We start from the raw sequence: 16,709 nt of genomic DNA on the forward strand, positions 1-16,709 counted from the left end.
ATGTCCGTACAATTCGCGACTTATCCGAGCTTGACCGGTCGGGTCGTGCTGATCTCCGGCGGCGCCTCCGGCATTGGCGCCGATATGGTCCGCGCCTTCGTGGCGAACGGCGCCCGGATAGCCTTTCTCGATGTGCAGGACGAACCAGCGGAGGCGTTGGTGCGCGAGCTCGCTGGTGCCGCCGGGCAGGCTCCGTTATATCTCCATTGCGATGTGACCGACGTCGATGCGCTAAAGGCGTCGGTAGCAGGCGTGCGCGCGCGGCTTGGTCCGGTCGCCGTCCTGGTGAATAACGCAGCCAATGATCAGCGCCATCCCATCGACGCGGTAACGGCCGACTATTGGGACCGCAGCTTCGATGTCAATCTGAGGCATCACTTCTTCGCCGCGCAGGCAGTGCATCCGCATATGAAGGAACTCGGCTTCGGCTCGATCATAAACTTCTCCTCCATTGCCTGGCGGTTCGGAGCGGACCAGATGGTGGCCTATGCCACCGCCAAGGGGGCCGTGGTGGCGCTGACGCGTGCGTTGGCGCGGTCGTTCGGACCGGATAACATCCGCGTCAATGCGATCGAACCCGGCGCCGTCATGACCGAGCGGCAGCGCGAGCTGTGGTTCAAGACGCAGGAGGCAGTCGACCAGACGGTGCAGCGGCAATTGATCCGCCGCGTCCTGCTGGGCGAGGAGATTGCACGCACCGTGCTCTTCCTGGCGGCCGACGACAGCCGCATGATCACCAAACAGTCCATAACCGTCGATGCCGGTCTGCGCTAGTGACGCCTCTCCGCTCTCCATTGGAATCGCCAAGCTGATGCTTCGTCTCGGCCTCAACCCCTACGGACTGACCTACTATCTCGGCCTGCAGGGCCGCGGCACGCCGCGGCACAATCCGGACGGCGTGGGGCTGGAAGGCTTCATCACGCTGGCGCAGGAACTGGGCGCACGCACGCTCGAGATCTACGAACCCTGGTTGACCGACTTGACTGACGCCGAAATCGTCGCCCTGCGCAGGCGTCTTGCCGCGCTAGACATCGTCCCGGTGGTGAGCGGCGGACTGCTGGTGGCAGGTCCGCTGGACAACGCCTTCCGGGCTGCGCGCCTGCTCGAGGCGACGACGATCCGTATCGCACTGACGCCTGTCCTGTGCGGCGACCGCAATGCGTGGGGTCCGAAATGGAGCGAGTTCAACGCAACGATTCGCGCTGCCTTGACGGAATGGGGGCCGCGTGCGGCGGCCGAGGGACGCGTGCTCGGCATCGAGAACCATCAGGACTTCGGCAGCGACGAACTGGCTGCGTTCTGCGAACTTGGCGGGCCGGGTGTCGGCATCACCTACGACACCGGCAACACCTTTCCTGTCGGCGAGGCGCCGCTTGCCTTCACGCGCCGGATCGCGCCCCATGTCCACCACGTTCACCTCAAGGACTATCGCGTCCAGTTCACGGATGAGGGCTATCGCCTGGTCCGCTGCGCGATCGGCGACGGCGCCGTGCCTTTCGCCGAACTGGCAGCCATCCTTGGCGGGCACCACGACACGCTGACGGCGGTGCTTGAGCCCGGCGCGCTGGAGGCTCGTCACGTTCGCTGTCTCACCGACGACTGGTGGAACGGATATGCGCCGAAGACCGCCCGCGAATTCGCGGCCTGCCTGAGTGCCGCGCGCCTGAACCGCCTTGCGGACGACGCCGACTACCGCACGCCATGGGAGCGCAATGATGACGGTGCGCTCGTTTCGTACGAGCTCGACATGATCCGGCGCAGCGCCGCCAACATGATGAAATTCGATTTCATTGCAATGGAGAAATCAGCATGACTGCCCGAGAACTCAGCGGCCTGACCGCCTTCGTCACCGGCTCGGGACGCGGCCTCGGCCGCGTGATGGCCGACCGCTTGGCCGAACTTGGCGCAAACGTCGCGGTCCACGACCTCGATTGGGCCCGGCCATCTCAATATGGCGAATTCGCGGACCTCGGCGACTCTGCCAGGGGCTTGGAGAAGCACGGGACGCGCATCACCGCGGTCACCGGCAACATCGGCGACAAGCAAGCTGTCGCGGAAATGAAGAGGAAGATCGAGGCGGAGCTCGGCGACGTGCACGTCTTGGTAAACTGCGCCGGCGGCGACATCGGCGCCAAGGGCGTAAAGCCCAATCCCAACAACGCACTGGACATCGACTACGAAGACATCAAGGTTCTAACCGAGAACAACCTCATCGGCACGATGCTGGTCTGCCAGGCGTTCGTTCCGCCGATGGTCAAGCGTGGCTCGGGCTCGGTGATCAACATCGCCTCGGCGGCAGCGCATATCGGCTGCTCGCCCGAGGTGGTCTACTCGACGCTCAAGGCGGCTGTCGTCCATTATACGCGCTGCCTCGCCAAGGAACTGATCGACGATGGCGTACGCGTCAATGCGGTGAGCCCCGGCGCCACCAAGACCGCACGGTTCCAGGCGAGCCGCGTGGTCGATCCACAGCGCATGGATTCGAGCAAGAAATCGCTGAACCGGTATGCGGAGCCTGAAGAGATCGCCGAAGCGGTTGCCATCCTCGCCGGTCCGCGCGCGCGCTTCATCAACGGGCAGGTAATCCGCGTCGATGGCGGTTTCACGATCTTTCCAGGTTAGGCCGCGATCGTCCAGACCAGCAACTTCGGCATCGCGCGCTGTAGATAGCTCCGCCCGAGTTCGGCCAGAACTATGCACTGCATTACAGTCGGAGCTTGACAAAAACGGCGGTATAGCGGGTATATTAATCGAATAATATGTCGCCATCCATTGTGAGGAAGGCGGTGGCAAACCTGGAGGAGACCAAGATGCGCCGCTACAAGTCAGTCGGGTTCCTGCACGGTGTGGTTTTAGGCGTGGCCCTGACGACCGCGAGTGCAGCCCATGCCGAGACCCTGACGCTCTATTGGAACGCCGGCCACGCGTATCAAGCTTATGCCGACGCAATAGCAAAGTTCGAGGCCGATCATCCCGGATGGTCGGTGCAGTGGGAGAAATTCCAGTGGCCGGATATGCGCACCAAGCTGGTGGCGGATTTTGCTGCGAAGAGCCCGCCCGATCTCGTCGCCGAACCCGGCGGCTGGGTGCAGGAATTCGGCCAGCGGAATCTGCTGCGGCCGCTGAACGACTTCATCGAACAAGACGGCAAGGCGATCGGCTATCCCGACGACTGGCAAGCCTATTCCGTGGAGCGCAACAAACTCGGCGGCCAGTACTATGGCATCCAGATCCACCTCACCTGCGCCACCCTCGTCTACAACGTCGATATGCTGAAGCAGGCGGGCTTCGACGCGCCGCCTGCGACCTGGGAGGAGTTCCTGAAGGTTGCCAAGGCGACGACGACCGGCGCCCGCTTCGGCTTCGCTCCCAACCCGAGCATCGGATATTATTCGTCGTGGCTGCTGCAGAACGGCGTAAGCTATTACGATCCCAAGACAAACAAGGTCAATCTCGACAGTCCTGAGGCGATCGAAGCGATCCAGTTCCTCGCCGACCTGATCCACAAGGAAAAAGCAGCGACCAAGCCGGCGGCGGGTGCTGACTATGAGGGTCCGCAAAAGCTGTTCACGGCCAACCGGGTCGCAATGATCATAACCGGTCCGTGGGACGTGAAGCCGATCCGCTCGGGCAACCCGAAGCTCAACTGGGCGGTTGCGCCATCACTCAAGCACAAGGTGCAGGCGACGTTCGCGGGCGGCGTCAGCGTGATGATCCCTAAGGACGCCAAGCACCCGAAGGAGGCCTGGGAGTTGTTGAAGCGGCTCGTCGCGCTCGACACGGAACTAGCGGCTACCAAGGAAGCGGGCATGACGATGCCGCGCAAATCCTGGGCCGAAAACGCCGAGGTTCAGGCCGATCCGGTCATCGGCAGCTTCAGCAAATGCCTGCCTTACGCGCAAGACGTCACCGCCGAGCTGCGCCTCACCGGCAAGCACGCGCGAATCGAGAAGCTTCTGCAAAGTGCGCTCGAGGATATCATCTACAATCAGAAGCCAGCAGCCGAGATCATGCCGAAATTCGCGGCCGAGGCCAACGTCATCCTGGCCAACAACTAGCCGATGATCGTCAGCGGCAGCACCAATACGGCCGATACGGACATTCGCGTCGGCGCGATGCCGACCCGGCGAACTGGCCGCTTCAGCCGGCGCACCCGGCAAACGCTTCTCGCTTACCTGCTGCTGTCGCCAGCAATCCTCTATTTCTCGGTCTATTTCTTCTATCCGATCGGACTAGAGTTTTGGGCGAGCCTGTACAGCGGCCAGCCGCTGATCGGCGAGAGCCGATTCGCCGGATTGGACAACTACGTTGCTGCGCTCGGCGACGCGCGCGTTCGGCAGTCGCTCTTCGTGACGCTGGCCTTCGCGATAGGCGTCACCGCGGCCAGCATCGCCATTGGCCTCGGACTGGCGGTCGTGCTCAACCGGCCGATCCCGGGGCGCACTCTGATCCGCGCAATCATCTTCTTTCCCTACATCACCTCCTTCGTGATCGTCGCGTTGATGTGGCAGGCAATTCTCGATCCCTACACTGGCATCTTGAACAGCTTTCTTGCCGAGCTTGGGCTGCCGACCCAGAATTGGCTCGGCAACACCTCGACCGCGCTGCCGACCCTCATCGCCATCACGGTCTGGAAGGATGTCGGCTATGCCATGCTGATCTACCTCTCCGCGTTGCAGTCGATCCCGTCCGACTTCTATGATGCCGCATCCATCGACGGCGCCACGCCGACGCAGCAATTCCGCTATCTGACCTGGCCGTTGTTGACGCCGACCACGCTGTTCATCGCGGTCGTCAGCACGATCAGCCAACTGCAGGAGCTGGCGCCGGCCTACCTGATAACCAAGGGCGGACCGGCCGACGCGACGCGGTTCTTCAGCCTGCACGTGTTCGAGGCAGCCTTCTTCGAGCTCAACATCGGCTACGCCTCGGCGCTGTCTTTCCTGATGTTCCTGCTGATCCTGGCCATCACCTTCGTTCAGTTCCGCCTGCTCAACCGCGAAACCACCTATTGAGGTTGGCATGACATTGGCAAAAACGCTCCCGTCCTACCTACTGCTGCTCTTCTGCGTGGCGCTGTCGATCTTTCCGTTCCTCTACATGCTTTCGCTGTCGCTGCAGAGCGATGCCGACGTCTTCAGCGGCATTCCGATTCTGATCCCCGAGACGTGGCAATTCACGAATTACATCGACATCTGGCAGAAGGCGCCGTTCGCGCGTTTCACGCTCAACAGCTTCATCATCGCCGGCGGGATTACCTTCCTCCATCTGATCTTCGATCCGTTGATCGGCTACGTCTTCGCCAAGATGGAATTCGCCGGTAAGCGCGTCATGTTTGTCGCGGTGCTGTCGACGCTGATGATCCCATTCTTCATCCGCATGATCCCGCTCTATGTGCTCACCGCGCGGATGGGATGGCTCAACACCTATCAGGGCCTTATCCTTCCATTCGCCATGAGCGCCTACGGAATCTTCCTGATGCGGCAGTTCATCCGTCCAATTCCCGACGAGTTGCTTGACGCTGCACGGATGGACGGCTGCTCGGAACTCTGCCTTTACTGGCGCATCGTGCTGCCGCAGGTCCGTCCGGCACTGGCGACGCTGGCCCTCCTCACCTTCGTGTTCCAGTGGAACGAATTCCTCTGGCCGCTGGTCGCCGTCAACACCACCGAAATGCGGCCGATCACGACGGGACTGACGCTTTTCAACCAGGAATTCTTCACCCAGTGGAACCTGACGGCGACGGGCGGGATCATTCTCTTCATCCCGAGCCTGCTGCTGTTCCTCTTCACGCAGCGCTACTTCGTCCGCAGCGTGATGCTGGCAGGCATGAAATGACCATTCGAAGGCATTGCACCCTATGACGTCCCGCCGACCGAATGTAATCGTCTTCTTCACCGACCAGCAGCGTTGGGACACCGTTGGCGTCCATGGCAATCCGCTCGAGCTTACGCCAAATTTCGACCGCCTCGCCGGGACCGGCACGTTCGTGGCAAATTCGTTTACCTGCCAGCCCGTTTGCGGACCCGCCCGCTCCGTATTCCAGACGGGGCGGTACCCGACCATCACCGGCTGCTACCGCAACGACATCCCACTGCCGAAGAGCGAGCGCACGCTCGCGCATCATTTCACCGCGGCAGGTTATGACACCGCCTACATCGGCAAGTGGCACCTGGGGTCCGCCGAGCCGGTCACCCAGGAACAACGCGGCGGCTATCGCTACTGGCTGGCCTCCAACATCCTGGAGTTCACTTCCGGCCCCTTCGACACCGTCGTCCACGACAATGACGGCAAGGCGGTGAAGCTGCCGGGATACCGCGTCGATGCCCTAACCGACGCTGCAATCCGCTATGTCGCATCGAGGGAAGACGAGCCGTTCTTTCTATTCCTGTCCTTCCTCGAGCCGCATCACCAGAACCAGACGGACAACTACCCTGCCCCGCTCGGATACGAGGACAGGATCCGCAAGAAGCTCGCCATTCCCGGCGATCTCGCCGCACTTGGCGGCACGACAGCGGAACATTTCCCCGGCTATCTGGGCATGGTCGCACGCCTCGACGAGGCGTTTGGACGGCTGATCGAGGCGCTCTACAGCCTTGGCCGGCTTGACGACACGATCATCCTCTTCACCTCCGACCACGGATGTCACTTCAAGACTCGCAACAACGAATACAAGCGTTCCTGTCATGAGGCGTCGATCCGCGTGCCGACGCTATTCCACGGCCCCGGCTTCCAGCGCATCGGCACATATGAAGGCCTGGTCAGCCTCGTCGATCTCGCGCCGACCCTGCTCGCCGCGGCCGGCCTGAAAGTGCCCAATTCGATGCAGGGCGTCTCGCTGCTCGACGCACTGCAGGGCGAACGGCCGCCGCGCGACGAGATATTCATTCAAATCAGCGAGCACCATGTCGGCCGCGCCTTGCGCACCAGACGGTGGAAATATGAGGTCGAGGCACCGGGAAAAGACGGCTGGCGGGATTCCGGCAGCGATTTCTATGTCGAGGCGAGACTCTACGACCTCGACGCCGATCCAAACGAACTAATCAATCTCATAGCTTCGCCCGATCACGCAGCGACGCGTGCATGGCTGCGAGGCCGCATCGTTGCCCTGATGGAGGAGGCCGGCGAGGCAAGGCCCGAGATCCTTGCCGCCGGGCATGGAAGCTGGAATGAAATCCGGCTGAGCGACAGCTGATCATGTCACGTCGCGCAGCGGATCCAACAATGCACGAGAGAAGTTCCGATCGCAGAAAGGCGCCGACCATGGCCGATGTCGCCCGGCGCGCCAATGTATCGACCGCTGCCGTGTCCTACCTGCTCAGCGGCGACAGCACGCGCCTGAAGTTCGTCGGCAAGGAGGCGCGGCAGCGCATCCTCGAGGCCGTCGCTGAGCTCAACTATGTGCAAAACCGCACCGCGCGGCAGCTGCGCCGCCAGCAGGCCGAGCGAATCTGCCTTGTACTGCCTCGTCTCGGCGTGCCGTTCAGCGACCGGATCGCGCAGGATATCCAATCTGGAGCGGCGCTGAGGGGATTTTCGACAATTATCACCGCGGGAGACACGTTCGAACGAACCGACCGGATCGTGAGGGAAATCGAGAGCGGGCTGGCAGACGGCATTATCGCCGACTGGCAGCATCTCTCCGAGCCCGAGGTGATGCTTTTGGCCGCGCGCCTGGCGGCCGCGGGCCGGCCAGCGGTGATCTTCCATCCGACCATCGAGCCGGCAGGCTTCTCGGTTGTGCGCCAGCATACCGGCAGGGCCGTCTTCGAGGCACTCGACTACCTCTACCGAGCCGGCCATCGCTGCATCGCCTATATGGTGCATGAGCAAGCGGTGGACGGGAGCCGTCTCGCCGCCTATCGCAGCTTCCTGCAAGCACGCGGCCTTCCGCTGCGAGACGACCTGGTGATCGGCGGTGCAGAGGCGCGCAAGGCTGCGTTTGCCAATGCTACGGCGCTGGCCGCCCGCGCGGATCGGCCGACCGCGCTTTTCGTCGAATCCGATCTTGCCGCCGTGACCGCCCTGCACGCATTCGAGGAGGCCGGCCTCTCCGTGCCCGGCGACATTGCAGTCATCGGCTGCGGCAATATCGACGAGGGCGAATTCAGTCATCCGGCATTGACGACAATCGGCCCCGAAACTGCCCACTACGACCATCTTGCCGATCATCTGATCTCATTGATCTCGGCAACACCGGGCGCAATACCTACCCTTTTCAGCGTTTCGTGGCAGTTGGTCCGTCGCGCGTCCGCATGAGCAGGATCGCCGCTATTTGACGCCCACGCTTTCAGGCCAGAGGACCTGGATTTCCTTTGGCAGCGCATCCCGCACCTTTGCCGACTGGCCAAGGTCGATATGCCGTGCAAGCACACGCAGCACAGAGCGTGCCGCATCCTCGGGATCGACAGGACGGGTCGATTTCAATTCATCGGCGATGTGTTGCAGGAATTTCTCGAGCGAGCGTGTCTTGTCGGGCATGTCGGCGGGCCGATAGCGATCATAGTAGGCGCCGCGCACGAGCAGCGGCAGTTCCGCTCCCAATTTGGCCGCCAGTCCGATCTGCAGCCTGTCGCGAAGGGTTCGCAGAACGGCGCCCAATGTATGCCAGGCGACGTGTCGATCCGGACCAAGATCCGCCATGATCTCGTCAAGCCAGATGTTTGTTATTTGCAGCGTTTTGTCGAAAACGTCCAAGCCGGTTGCGCTCATCGTCGCCTCCTCGAAAGGTTCTGCGGGCGAAACGGCGACCGGAGATTATTGTTTCGTGGTCCTGTGAAAATCGTCCTGGCAAAGCGGCGGAAACCGGTTCGGTCGGAGAGCCTGTCGGCGTCAGATCTGCTCGACACTCTGCATCTGCTGGATTTCGGCGATCTGTCGGAAGCGGCCGTTTTCCACCCCGTTGAGTGCAGTCACAGCGGCCAGATTGTCACCCTTTTCATCCCACCGAACGGGCTCGCGATAAGCGATTCCCTTGTGCACCGCCGCCAGAACGTCGCGCCGGCTCGGATGTCCCTTGGATACAGTGCTGGCGTCTTTGATCGCGGCAAGGAGAAGGCAGGCCGAATCGTAGGCGTTCGCGGCATAATTGCGCTTCGGCTTCGCCGTCCGACGATCTCGCCGGCTTCGGCGAGCGTCGCTTCCAAGCAATCCCTTCGCGCGTCAACGACGCCCGTTCAACCTTCCCACAGTTGTATTCGGCGCCTGCGTTCCGATCATTAAAGTCGGCCTTGCTGATCCGAAAGGTGGTTGTCCTCCGCCTAACTGAGCTTGTGCTCATCGGTTCCGAACGCCGTCTCAGCAATGAGACCAGTCCTCACGTTGCCCGAGCCCGGGTATCTCTTGACTGACTGAGCGGCCCGCGCCGACAATGGCATTGGGAAGATGGCGGGATGGCGCCCACGGTGTTCGGCACCACTTGGCGATCAAGCTGCGAAAGGGCTGTCATGGATTGGAAGCTGGAGCTGGTCCCGGTCCCCGTATCGGACGTCGATAGAGCAATTGCCTTTTATGTTGGGAAGGTCGGCTTTCATCTCGATCACGACCACACCGTAAGCGACGAGATACGTTTCGTGCAATTGACGCCGCCCGGTTCGGCCTGTTCGATTGCCATGGGCAAGGGCCTCGTCGACAGCCCCCCGGGATCCATAAGGGGCCTGCAACTCGTCGTGCCCGATATCGATGAGGCTCACCGGTACCTGGCCGCTCAAGGTATCGAGGTCAGCGATATCAAGGATTTTCCCTGGGGCAGATTTGTCTTCTTTGAGGATCCCGACGGCAACACCTGGTCTGTCCAGCAACTTCCACCTCGCAGCTGAGGCGGCACGCTGCGGCACGGTCGTGCCCCGACACAGATAGCGCGGGATGCACGGTTCAATTCGAACGCATCCCGGCCTAACGCCTCTTCTCGTCGAAGGCGGCATTCCAATTGTGATAAGGCGCGCGATAGGTGGGGATGCGGTCCTCGACATCGACAAGCGCTTCGAACGGTTTGTGCGGTTCGGCCTGATACCAGAAGGCGACCGACGAAATGTCGTCCGAGCGGCGATTGGCGTGACCGTGCTCGATGGTCACCCGGATGCGTTTGTGGAAGATGACCGGGTCCTCTATGTGCCAGCGATAGAGCGTAACCGGCTCGGTCCAGTTCGGCCCGCCGGCGGCGATGATGCCGTGATAGGGCGCGCTGTAGTCCTGTGTCGGGCACCATGCCGTATTGAAATAATCTTCCGTGCCGGTGCCGTGCAGCGTCGGCGGCCAGGCATCGTTGACGCCGGGGCCGGTCTCGCCGCGATCGTCGATCAGTTCGGCCTTCGGTCCGATGCGCGGATCGGGCTTGCGCACTGTATCCGGCACGGAAATGCCCGGCTCGCCGTCGACGAAGATCATGTCGTCGCCCTCGCCATACCAGTCCCATAGTGCGGAACGCCGCCGCGAATAGACGGAATAGAGCACGCCGACATAGTGGCCGTGACCTTCCGCCTCCAGGATGGTGTAGTTGCCGTTCCCGTCGGTGTTTTCCCCGCCAAACAGGACCTGCTCGTTGGCCAGCCCCGTCTCGTCTATGCCGTCAGGTCGCTGCTGCCTGTATTGGGCGTGGAAGCGGCCCAGGCCTTCCTCGAGTTCCTCATGCAGTTCGAGATCGACATAGTAATAGAAAAGCAGGTCGTCCTCAGCCTCATTGGTGACGGTGAAGCGCATGTGGCTGGCAAACGGCATCGGAAAGTAGCAGTTGAAGGCCTTGCCATCCTCTGGACTTGCCTGCACCGGCAGGCTGGCAAAATTGCGGGTGCGGGCATGGCCCATGCCGAAGAAATCGCCGATCGGCGTTTCGATGCTCGGATGTGCCTCACCATCCCAATAGGCGCGCAATACGATCTTGCGCAGGAACGCCTCGCTCTCGCAGGCGAGCGTCGCCCAGATATGCGTGACGATGCCGGCACCGTCATGCTCGGCAATCACCACCGTCTGGCCGGGTTCAATGTGCAGCCGGTCGTCATTGCCGCCGGTGCGGTCGTAGCTTGAGAACCGGCGGGTTTTGGCGTCGCGCAATTTGGCGAGCCCGCGAAGCGGCGACAGGCCGGCATTATCCATGTGTTTCTCCTCTTGCTTCAGCGGTTATTTCAGGCCGCTTGTCTTGATGGATTCCATGATCTGGCGCTGGAAGATCACGAAGAGGACCAGCATCGGCACGGCGACGATGGTCGAGGCGGCCATGACATAATTCCAGGCGGCGGCGTACTGGCTCTTGAAGTTCGCAATGGCTACCTGCACCACCCAGAGGTTGAGGTCCGATGTGATCGTCAACGGCCACAGGAAAGCGTTCCAGTTGGCGAGGAAGAACAGGATCGCCAGTGCCGACAGGATCGGCCGGCTGAGCGGCAGGATGATGCTCCAATAGATGCGCCAGTAGCCGGCGCCGTCCATGATCGCGGCTTCTTCCAGTTCCCTGGGCAGCGACAGGTAGTATTGCCTGAGCAGAAAGATGCCGAACGCGTTGAAGATCGCCGGAATGATCAGCCCGGCATAGCTGTCCAACATGTGCAGCGTCCGCGTCAAAATGAACAGCGGCACGATGATTACTGGCAGCGACACCAGGAAGGTCGAGAACATGGCGAGGAACAGAATGTCGCGGCCCGGAAAACGCAGCCGTGCGAGCGAATAGCCGGCCATCGAATGGAAGAACAGCGCAGCGACGGTTACTGTGGCCGACACAAAGAACGAATTGAAGAGATAGCGCAGGAACGGCACCTCGGTCAGCACATAGAGGAAATTGCCGAGCGTCGGCCGTTCCGGAATGAGGCTCGGCGTGAAGACGTCGCTCGCCGGCTTGAGCGAGATGACCAGCATCCAGACAAGCGGGAACACCGTCATCAGGCCAAGCGCTGCGGTCGCCAGCATCCAGGCAAGCCTCGCCGCTCGTATCTGCGAACGGCCGGAATGAGTTCGGCCGTCAGTCATGCTCGAAACGTCCGCCGCGCGTCAGCACGAAGAAGAAGACCGTGACCAGCATCAGCGCCAGCACCAGCAGCGATGCCATTGCCGATGCATAGCCGAAGGCGCCGAACTGGAACGCCTGCTTGTAGATGTAGATGATCAGCACCGAGGTCGAATTGACCGGCCCGCCTTTGGTCATCACATAGATCAGGTCGAAGACCTGGCCGCCGGCGACAGCCGCGACGAGCGAGACCAGGAGGACGAAGAAGCTGGTCGGCTTAAGCAAGGGCAAAGTAATGTACCAGAAGCTTGTCACCGGCCCGGCACCGTCGATCTTTGCGGCTTCGTAGTACTCTGCCGGGATGTCCTGGAGCCCGCCGAGGAAGATCAGCATGTAGAAACCCATCAGGAACCAGACGCTGACCAGCACCAGCGTGAACAGCGCCAGATTTGGATCGCCGAGCAGCGAAATTCCGCCGAGACCGACGAGCGGCGCCAGCCGGCTGACGATGCCGACCTTTTCGACCAGCATGAGCTGCCACACGAGCGCCACCACGACCAGGCTGACCATCTGCGGCGCAAAGAACATCGAGCGCATGACCGCGTTGAAGCGGTTGGTCTTCTGCACCAGAAGCGCCAGTCCCAGTCCGGCGACGTAGAGCGCCGGCACCAGCATGACGGCATAGGCTACCGTCACCTTCACGGACGACCAGAACAGCGGGTCGCCCCACATGCGCCTGTAATTGCCGAACCCGACGAACCTGTAGCCGCCGAAGCCGTTGACCTCGAAGAACCCGACGGCGAGCGACAGCAGCATCGGCACGCCGACGAACACCAGTAGGCCAACCGCATCGGGCAGGACGAACAGCCATGCGGCGCAGCGCTCCCTTTGCTTGGCGGTGAGGCCGCGGGCGGAATTCGCGCCCGCGGCTGGCGGTTTCAACTGATCCATGCTGGAAAGGGCCTAAAGGATCGGCGCGCCGGAATAGGAAGCGAGGAACGCATCGAGTTGCTGACTGGCCGTCGTCGCCGCCTGCTGGGCATCAACCCCGCCAAGCTGTGCCGACTGGATGGCGTCGGAGATGATCTTGTACGCCTCCGGCGGAACCCGCGGCTCGGCACGCGTTCCCGGGTGGATCTCCTTGGCGAAGGTGCCGAACTTGCCCGTGCTGAAGACATCGGCGCCGGCCTTCAGCGCGCTGTTGCGCGGCGGCATGTCGCTCTTGGCGACCGTGCACCAGTTGACGACACGGTCGATCGAGGCCTGGTCCATCGAGGCCAGCGCCCAGGCGCAGAACTGGGCGGAGGCATCTGGGTTCTTGCCCCCGGCATTGGCGACGAAGGCCCAGCCGCCGCCGACAGTGACGTATTTGCCATTGGCCGGCGTCGGCAATTTGAAGATGCCGTAGGGCACATCCTTGGCGTTGTTGTCCATCGCCGAAATGCCCCAGATGCCGCAGTTCTGCATGGCGCACAGCCCTGCCCCGAGATTGGCGACTATGTCGAAGCCGCCGCCGACCACCTGACGCGGCGCCACGCCGGTATTGATGGCATCCTGCCAGAGTTTCAGCGCCTGGACGGTGGCCGGCGAATCGAAGGCGCTCTTGCCGTCCTTGCCCTGGAATTCGCCGCCGCCCTGCCACAGGAACGGATACCAGGTGAAGTTCTGGTAATAGCCGGGAGTCGTTTCGAACAGCACGCCGTAGCGGCTGGGCGTCGTCAGCTTTCTGGCGACCGCCAACAGCTCGTCCCAGGTCTTCGGCACGTCGTTCTCGTTGAGCTTTGCATCCTCGAACGCTTTGACCGAATAGTAGAAGGCCATCGGCTCGACTTCCATCGGCACACCGTAGATCTTGCCGTCCACCATGCGGTTGGCGATGACGCTTTCCGGGAAATCGGCTTTGGCGCCATCCTCGATATGCGGCGTCAGGTCGGCAAGCACGCCGCCATTGTAATAACGCAGGAAATCGCCGGGGCTGATGAGGAAGATGTCAGGACCCTCGCCCGACGCGAAGGCCGTTGCCAGCTTGGAACCGGAGATGTATTCGCTATTGACGACATATTCGAGCTCGACTTTCTGGTCGTGGCCGTCGTTCCAGTCGGCCACCAGCTTTTCGAACCACTGGACCTGCGGCTTCACGTCTCCGCCAGGCGCATAGAACTGCCAGAATTTCAGCGGCGCTTCCTGAGCGCGCACGGCCATCCTGTTGATGAACGGGAAGCCTGTGAGGCCGGCGGCAGCGAAAGTGGCGCCGCCCTGGATCAGCCGACGGCGATTCAGGCTGGCCAATGGCCGGTCGCGGGTCGTTTTGTCAGTCATCAATTCCTCCCTTGGATGTTGTTCGGTCGAACGTTGGCGAAGGGACCTCCGTTCCCTTTGCCGGCATCTGGCGTCACGCGCTGTCGAATGGGCTCAACGCGCATGGGATCACTTCGGTGCGCGGCGCGCCCTCGACTTTGCCACCCAGCCGTTCGAGCAGCATTTCCGTGGCGCGCTTGGCAAGCATTGTCGGACTGTTGCCGACACAGGTCAGCTTCGGCCTGACATATTCCAGTTGAGGCAGGTCATCGAAGACTGCGATGGCGATATCCTGAGGGATATTGATCCCATGGTCGTAGAATTCGGTCAGCGCACCGGAGGCCATCAGATAATTGGCGAAGAACATCGCCGACGGCAGGTGTCCGCCGTGCTTCTCCCTGAGCCAGGTGACCGCTTCCCGCCCTGACGGGGCAAGATAGCTTCCCTCAAACCGCAGATCGGCGGAGGTTGGCACGCCATTGTCGGCGAGCCCTTTTTCGAAACCGGCGGCACGCGCCATCGCCTCCTTGAAAAAGGATGGCCCGGTGACATGGGCGATGCGGCGATGGCCCCTCTTCGCCAGATACTCGCCCATCAGATAGCCGCCGCCGAAATCGTCCAGCTGGACGCTGTCGACAGCATGGTTCGGCAGATGGCCGATGAAGACGGCGGGCAGATCGAGGCTGAGCAGTTCGCTGTGCATGCCGTGCAGCGCGAAGTCGGCAACGATGACGCCGTCGACCCGCTTGCGCCCGATCTGGCGCAAATACTCGCGGCCGTGATCCTGTGAATGTCCGCCCGGCACGTCGGTGTTGAAGATCAGCATGTCGAGGCCGACCACTTCGAGCGTCGACTGCGCCGTTTTCACCAGCTCCGGATAGAACGGGTTGCGGATGTCCGGGATCAGCATCGCGATAATGTTGGTACGGCCGGTGCGCAGGCTCTGCGCCTGCGGGTTCGGGGTGTAGCCGAGTTCGTCGATCGCCGCTTGTACGCGCTCACGCAGCGATTTCGATACCCGGTCCGCATGGTTGATGACATGCGACACGGTCGTGCGCGACACGCCCGCTCGCGTGGCAACTTTGGAAATCGTGCTCATGGTGACAGGCTATGGGCACTTGAATGCATTTGCAAATCGATTTTACCGATGTCTCGCAAATTAGGGCCATCAGGCGATTATACAAAATGCCAAAAGAAAAGGCCGGGTTGTTAAGCCCGGCCAAGTGTGAAGGTCTATAACCTCCAGAGGGGAACGCGCCGGACGCAATGGGAGGAGACATCCGACGCAATTCGCATATGGGTCTGCATTGGTGGCGTTTCAACGATGCGGCAGTAGACCAACGGCGTTGCTGCCATAGAGCCAGAAACGCAAAGCATTCGAAGGGGCGGTGGATCGCAGCTGCCAGTTGGACACAAAGGTCGCCGAATGCAGGGCGGGCTCCTGGCATAGGGACTTCAGTCTGTAAGCCTATCGACCAAGGACCCGCACAGCCAAACTTTGGTCCGAGGCTGCTATCGCAAAAGCCCGAAATGCGAGAGTTTCAGGAACTGAGTTCCGAGGAGCCCCGTTGCGATGCCGACTGTTACAGGAGGCCGCCATGGACCCGAGCATTCACCAGGCACGTTGGCTGCTTTTTCCGTTATTTGGCCTGTGTTTCGGGGTCGCGGCCATTGGATTTATTGTTGGCTGACGGTGGAAGTCGGCGCTACCGCGGAGAGACGCAACCAAAGGAAGGCAAAAGACTTGCGCAGTAAATAGTCCCTTCCTGCGCTAGCGAGACCCACCAGTTACCATCGTGGGACTGGTGGGTCTTGACGTTCCGGACGCAAACCATTGTTTTAAGCATCACACGAATTTCGAACAGGAGGCAGTACGACAGAGCCGTATGATTAAGGGGAGTTCCGACATGCGACTGACAAGTTCATTGATGACGACCCGGAAACGAAGGACCGGATCTTCACGAGGACGTCGTGTCGGCATTTCTGTAGTCGTCTTGACCTTCATTCTCGTCGTAAGCCCCTATCGCGTCGTGTTCGATGGATCATCGCAGCCGCTCGGCCCGCAGGCTGCCTGGGCCAAAGATGGCGGGAACGGCAACGGCAATGGCGGGAACGGGAACGGCAATTCGGGCAATTCGGGTGGAAACTCCGGCAATTCGAACTCGAACGCTGGTGCCGGCAAGGGCAAAGCAAAGTCGCAGGACGACAATCTCCCTGATCCCGCCCCTGCGGTAAACCTCGATAGCAAGCCAAAACTCTTTGTCAACGCATCCACAGGAGACCGGGTCGAGGTGAGCGGCCCGAGCATTGGCGTGGTGCATTCGAACGGCCTCAGCGAGCGCATCGACAGCGACCAATATGAAATGCGGGATGCCGAGGGCCGCACCATCATTCGGCGCCTGGCGACGCGTTCCGATCGGGACAGGTTGCTTGGAATGATCAACTGAGGGCCAGTTCACATAGCCGCGCTGTGCGG

At 61.5% G+C, this 16,709-nt stretch carries 17 protein-coding genes; 10 read left to right on the top strand and 7 right to left on the bottom strand.

The features are described from left to right. The 8 genes from NKH90_RS05880 to NKH90_RS05915 all read left to right on the top strand — a co-directional run bounded on the left by NKH90_RS05880 (nt 1) and on the right by NKH90_RS05915 (nt 8,259). A complete protein-coding gene (locus NKH90_RS05880) occupies nt 1-774 on the top strand; it encodes an SDR family NAD(P)-dependent oxidoreductase (protein ID WP_352814241.1) in 774 nt (257 codons plus the stop codon). 37 nt (nt 775-811) lie between these two features. Next, nucleotides 812-1,813 carry a sugar phosphate isomerase/epimerase family protein gene (locus NKH90_RS05885; RefSeq protein ID WP_352818012.1) on the top strand — a complete coding sequence of 334 codons (1,002 nt, stop codon included), beginning with the start codon at nt 812-814 and terminating at the stop codon, nt 1,811-1,813. Further along, entirely contained in the window at nt 1,810-2,622 is an 813-nt protein-coding gene (locus NKH90_RS05890; RefSeq protein ID WP_352818015.1) for an SDR family NAD(P)-dependent oxidoreductase, read from the top strand. Before NKH90_RS05885 ends, NKH90_RS05890 begins: the two co-directional genes overlap by 4 nt. A gap of 188 nt (nt 2,623-2,810) precedes the next feature. Continuing rightward, entirely contained in the window at nt 2,811-4,058 is a 1,248-nt protein-coding gene (locus NKH90_RS05895; protein ID WP_352539302.1) for an ABC transporter substrate-binding protein, read from the top strand. A gap of 3 nt (nt 4,059-4,061) precedes the next feature. Next, a complete protein-coding gene (locus NKH90_RS05900) occupies nt 4,062-5,015 on the top strand; it encodes a carbohydrate ABC transporter permease (protein ID WP_352818019.1) in 954 nt (317 codons plus the stop codon). A 7-nt stretch (nt 5,016-5,022) separates the two neighbouring features. Next, nucleotides 5,023-5,838 carry a carbohydrate ABC transporter permease gene (locus NKH90_RS05905; RefSeq protein WP_352818022.1) on the top strand — a complete coding sequence of 272 codons (816 nt, stop codon included), beginning with the start codon at nt 5,023-5,025 and terminating at the stop codon, nt 5,836-5,838. Nucleotides 5,839-5,860: 22 nt separating this feature from the next. Beyond that, nucleotides 5,861-7,195: a sulfatase family protein gene (locus NKH90_RS05910; protein ID WP_352539304.1), complete on the top strand. Its 1,335-nt coding sequence runs from the start codon at nt 5,861-5,863 to the stop codon at nt 7,193-7,195. A 68-nt stretch (nt 7,196-7,263) separates the two neighbouring features. After that, nucleotides 7,264-8,259: a LacI family DNA-binding transcriptional regulator gene (locus tag NKH90_RS05915; protein ID WP_352539305.1), complete on the top strand. Its 996-nt coding sequence runs from the start codon at nt 7,264-7,266 to the stop codon at nt 8,257-8,259. Nucleotides 8,260-8,271: 12 nt separating this feature from the next. On the opposite strand, the gene NKH90_RS05920 is transcribed toward NKH90_RS05915, so the two are convergent. Both NKH90_RS05920 and NKH90_RS05925 read right to left on the bottom strand, forming a co-directional pair. Next, nucleotides 8,272-8,712, bottom strand: a complete 441-nt coding sequence (locus NKH90_RS05920) for a DUF2267 domain-containing protein (RefSeq protein WP_352448133.1) — start codon at nt 8,710-8,712, stop codon at nt 8,272-8,274. A gap of 120 nt (nt 8,713-8,832) precedes the next feature. Beyond that, nucleotides 8,833-8,982, bottom strand: coding sequence for a hypothetical protein (locus tag NKH90_RS05925; protein ID WP_352818026.1), 150 nt, complete (start codon nt 8,980-8,982; stop codon nt 8,833-8,835). Between the two features lie 410 nt (nt 8,983-9,392). Between NKH90_RS05925 and NKH90_RS05930 the strand changes: the two genes are divergently transcribed. Then, nucleotides 9,393-9,818 carry a VOC family protein gene (locus NKH90_RS05930; protein ID WP_352469607.1) on the top strand — a complete coding sequence of 142 codons (426 nt, stop codon included), beginning with the start codon at nt 9,393-9,395 and terminating at the stop codon, nt 9,816-9,818. A gap of 76 nt (nt 9,819-9,894) precedes the next feature. Here the strand turns inward: NKH90_RS05930 and NKH90_RS05935 are convergent, their stop codons facing one another. The 5 genes from NKH90_RS05935 to NKH90_RS05955 all read right to left on the bottom strand — a co-directional run bounded on the left by NKH90_RS05935 (nt 9,895) and on the right by NKH90_RS05955 (nt 15,332). Continuing rightward, the gene (locus NKH90_RS05935) at nt 9,895-11,091 is read right to left on the bottom strand and encodes a glycoside hydrolase family 172 protein (RefSeq protein WP_352448135.1); all 1,197 of its coding nucleotides are present in this window, start codon (nt 11,089-11,091) and stop codon (nt 9,895-9,897) included. Between the two features lie 24 nt (nt 11,092-11,115). Beyond that, nucleotides 11,116-11,958, bottom strand: coding sequence for a carbohydrate ABC transporter permease (locus tag NKH90_RS05940; RefSeq protein ID WP_352682611.1), 843 nt, complete (start codon nt 11,956-11,958; stop codon nt 11,116-11,118). After that, the gene (locus NKH90_RS05945; protein ID WP_352767192.1) at nt 11,951-12,886 is read right to left on the bottom strand and encodes a carbohydrate ABC transporter permease; all 936 of its coding nucleotides are present in this window, start codon (nt 12,884-12,886) and stop codon (nt 11,951-11,953) included. The genes NKH90_RS05940 and NKH90_RS05945 overlap by 8 nt, the downstream gene beginning before the upstream one ends. A gap of 12 nt (nt 12,887-12,898) precedes the next feature. Further along, entirely contained in the window at nt 12,899-14,254 is a 1,356-nt protein-coding gene (locus tag NKH90_RS05950; protein WP_352818029.1) for an ABC transporter substrate-binding protein, read from the bottom strand. A gap of 73 nt (nt 14,255-14,327) precedes the next feature. Further along, entirely contained in the window at nt 14,328-15,332 is a 1,005-nt protein-coding gene (locus NKH90_RS05955; RefSeq protein WP_352818032.1) for a LacI family DNA-binding transcriptional regulator, read from the bottom strand. A gap of 706 nt (nt 15,333-16,038) precedes the next feature. Here NKH90_RS05955 and NKH90_RS05960 point away from each other — a divergent pair. Next, the gene (locus tag NKH90_RS05960; RefSeq protein WP_352818035.1) at nt 16,039-16,680 is read left to right on the top strand and encodes a hypothetical protein; all 642 of its coding nucleotides are present in this window, start codon (nt 16,039-16,041) and stop codon (nt 16,678-16,680) included. Nucleotides 16,681-16,709: the final 29 nt, after the last annotated feature.

Source organism: Mesorhizobium sp. M0898, from assembly GCF_040319695.1.
Classification (GTDB): domain Bacteria; phylum Pseudomonadota; class Alphaproteobacteria; order Rhizobiales; family Rhizobiaceae; genus Mesorhizobium.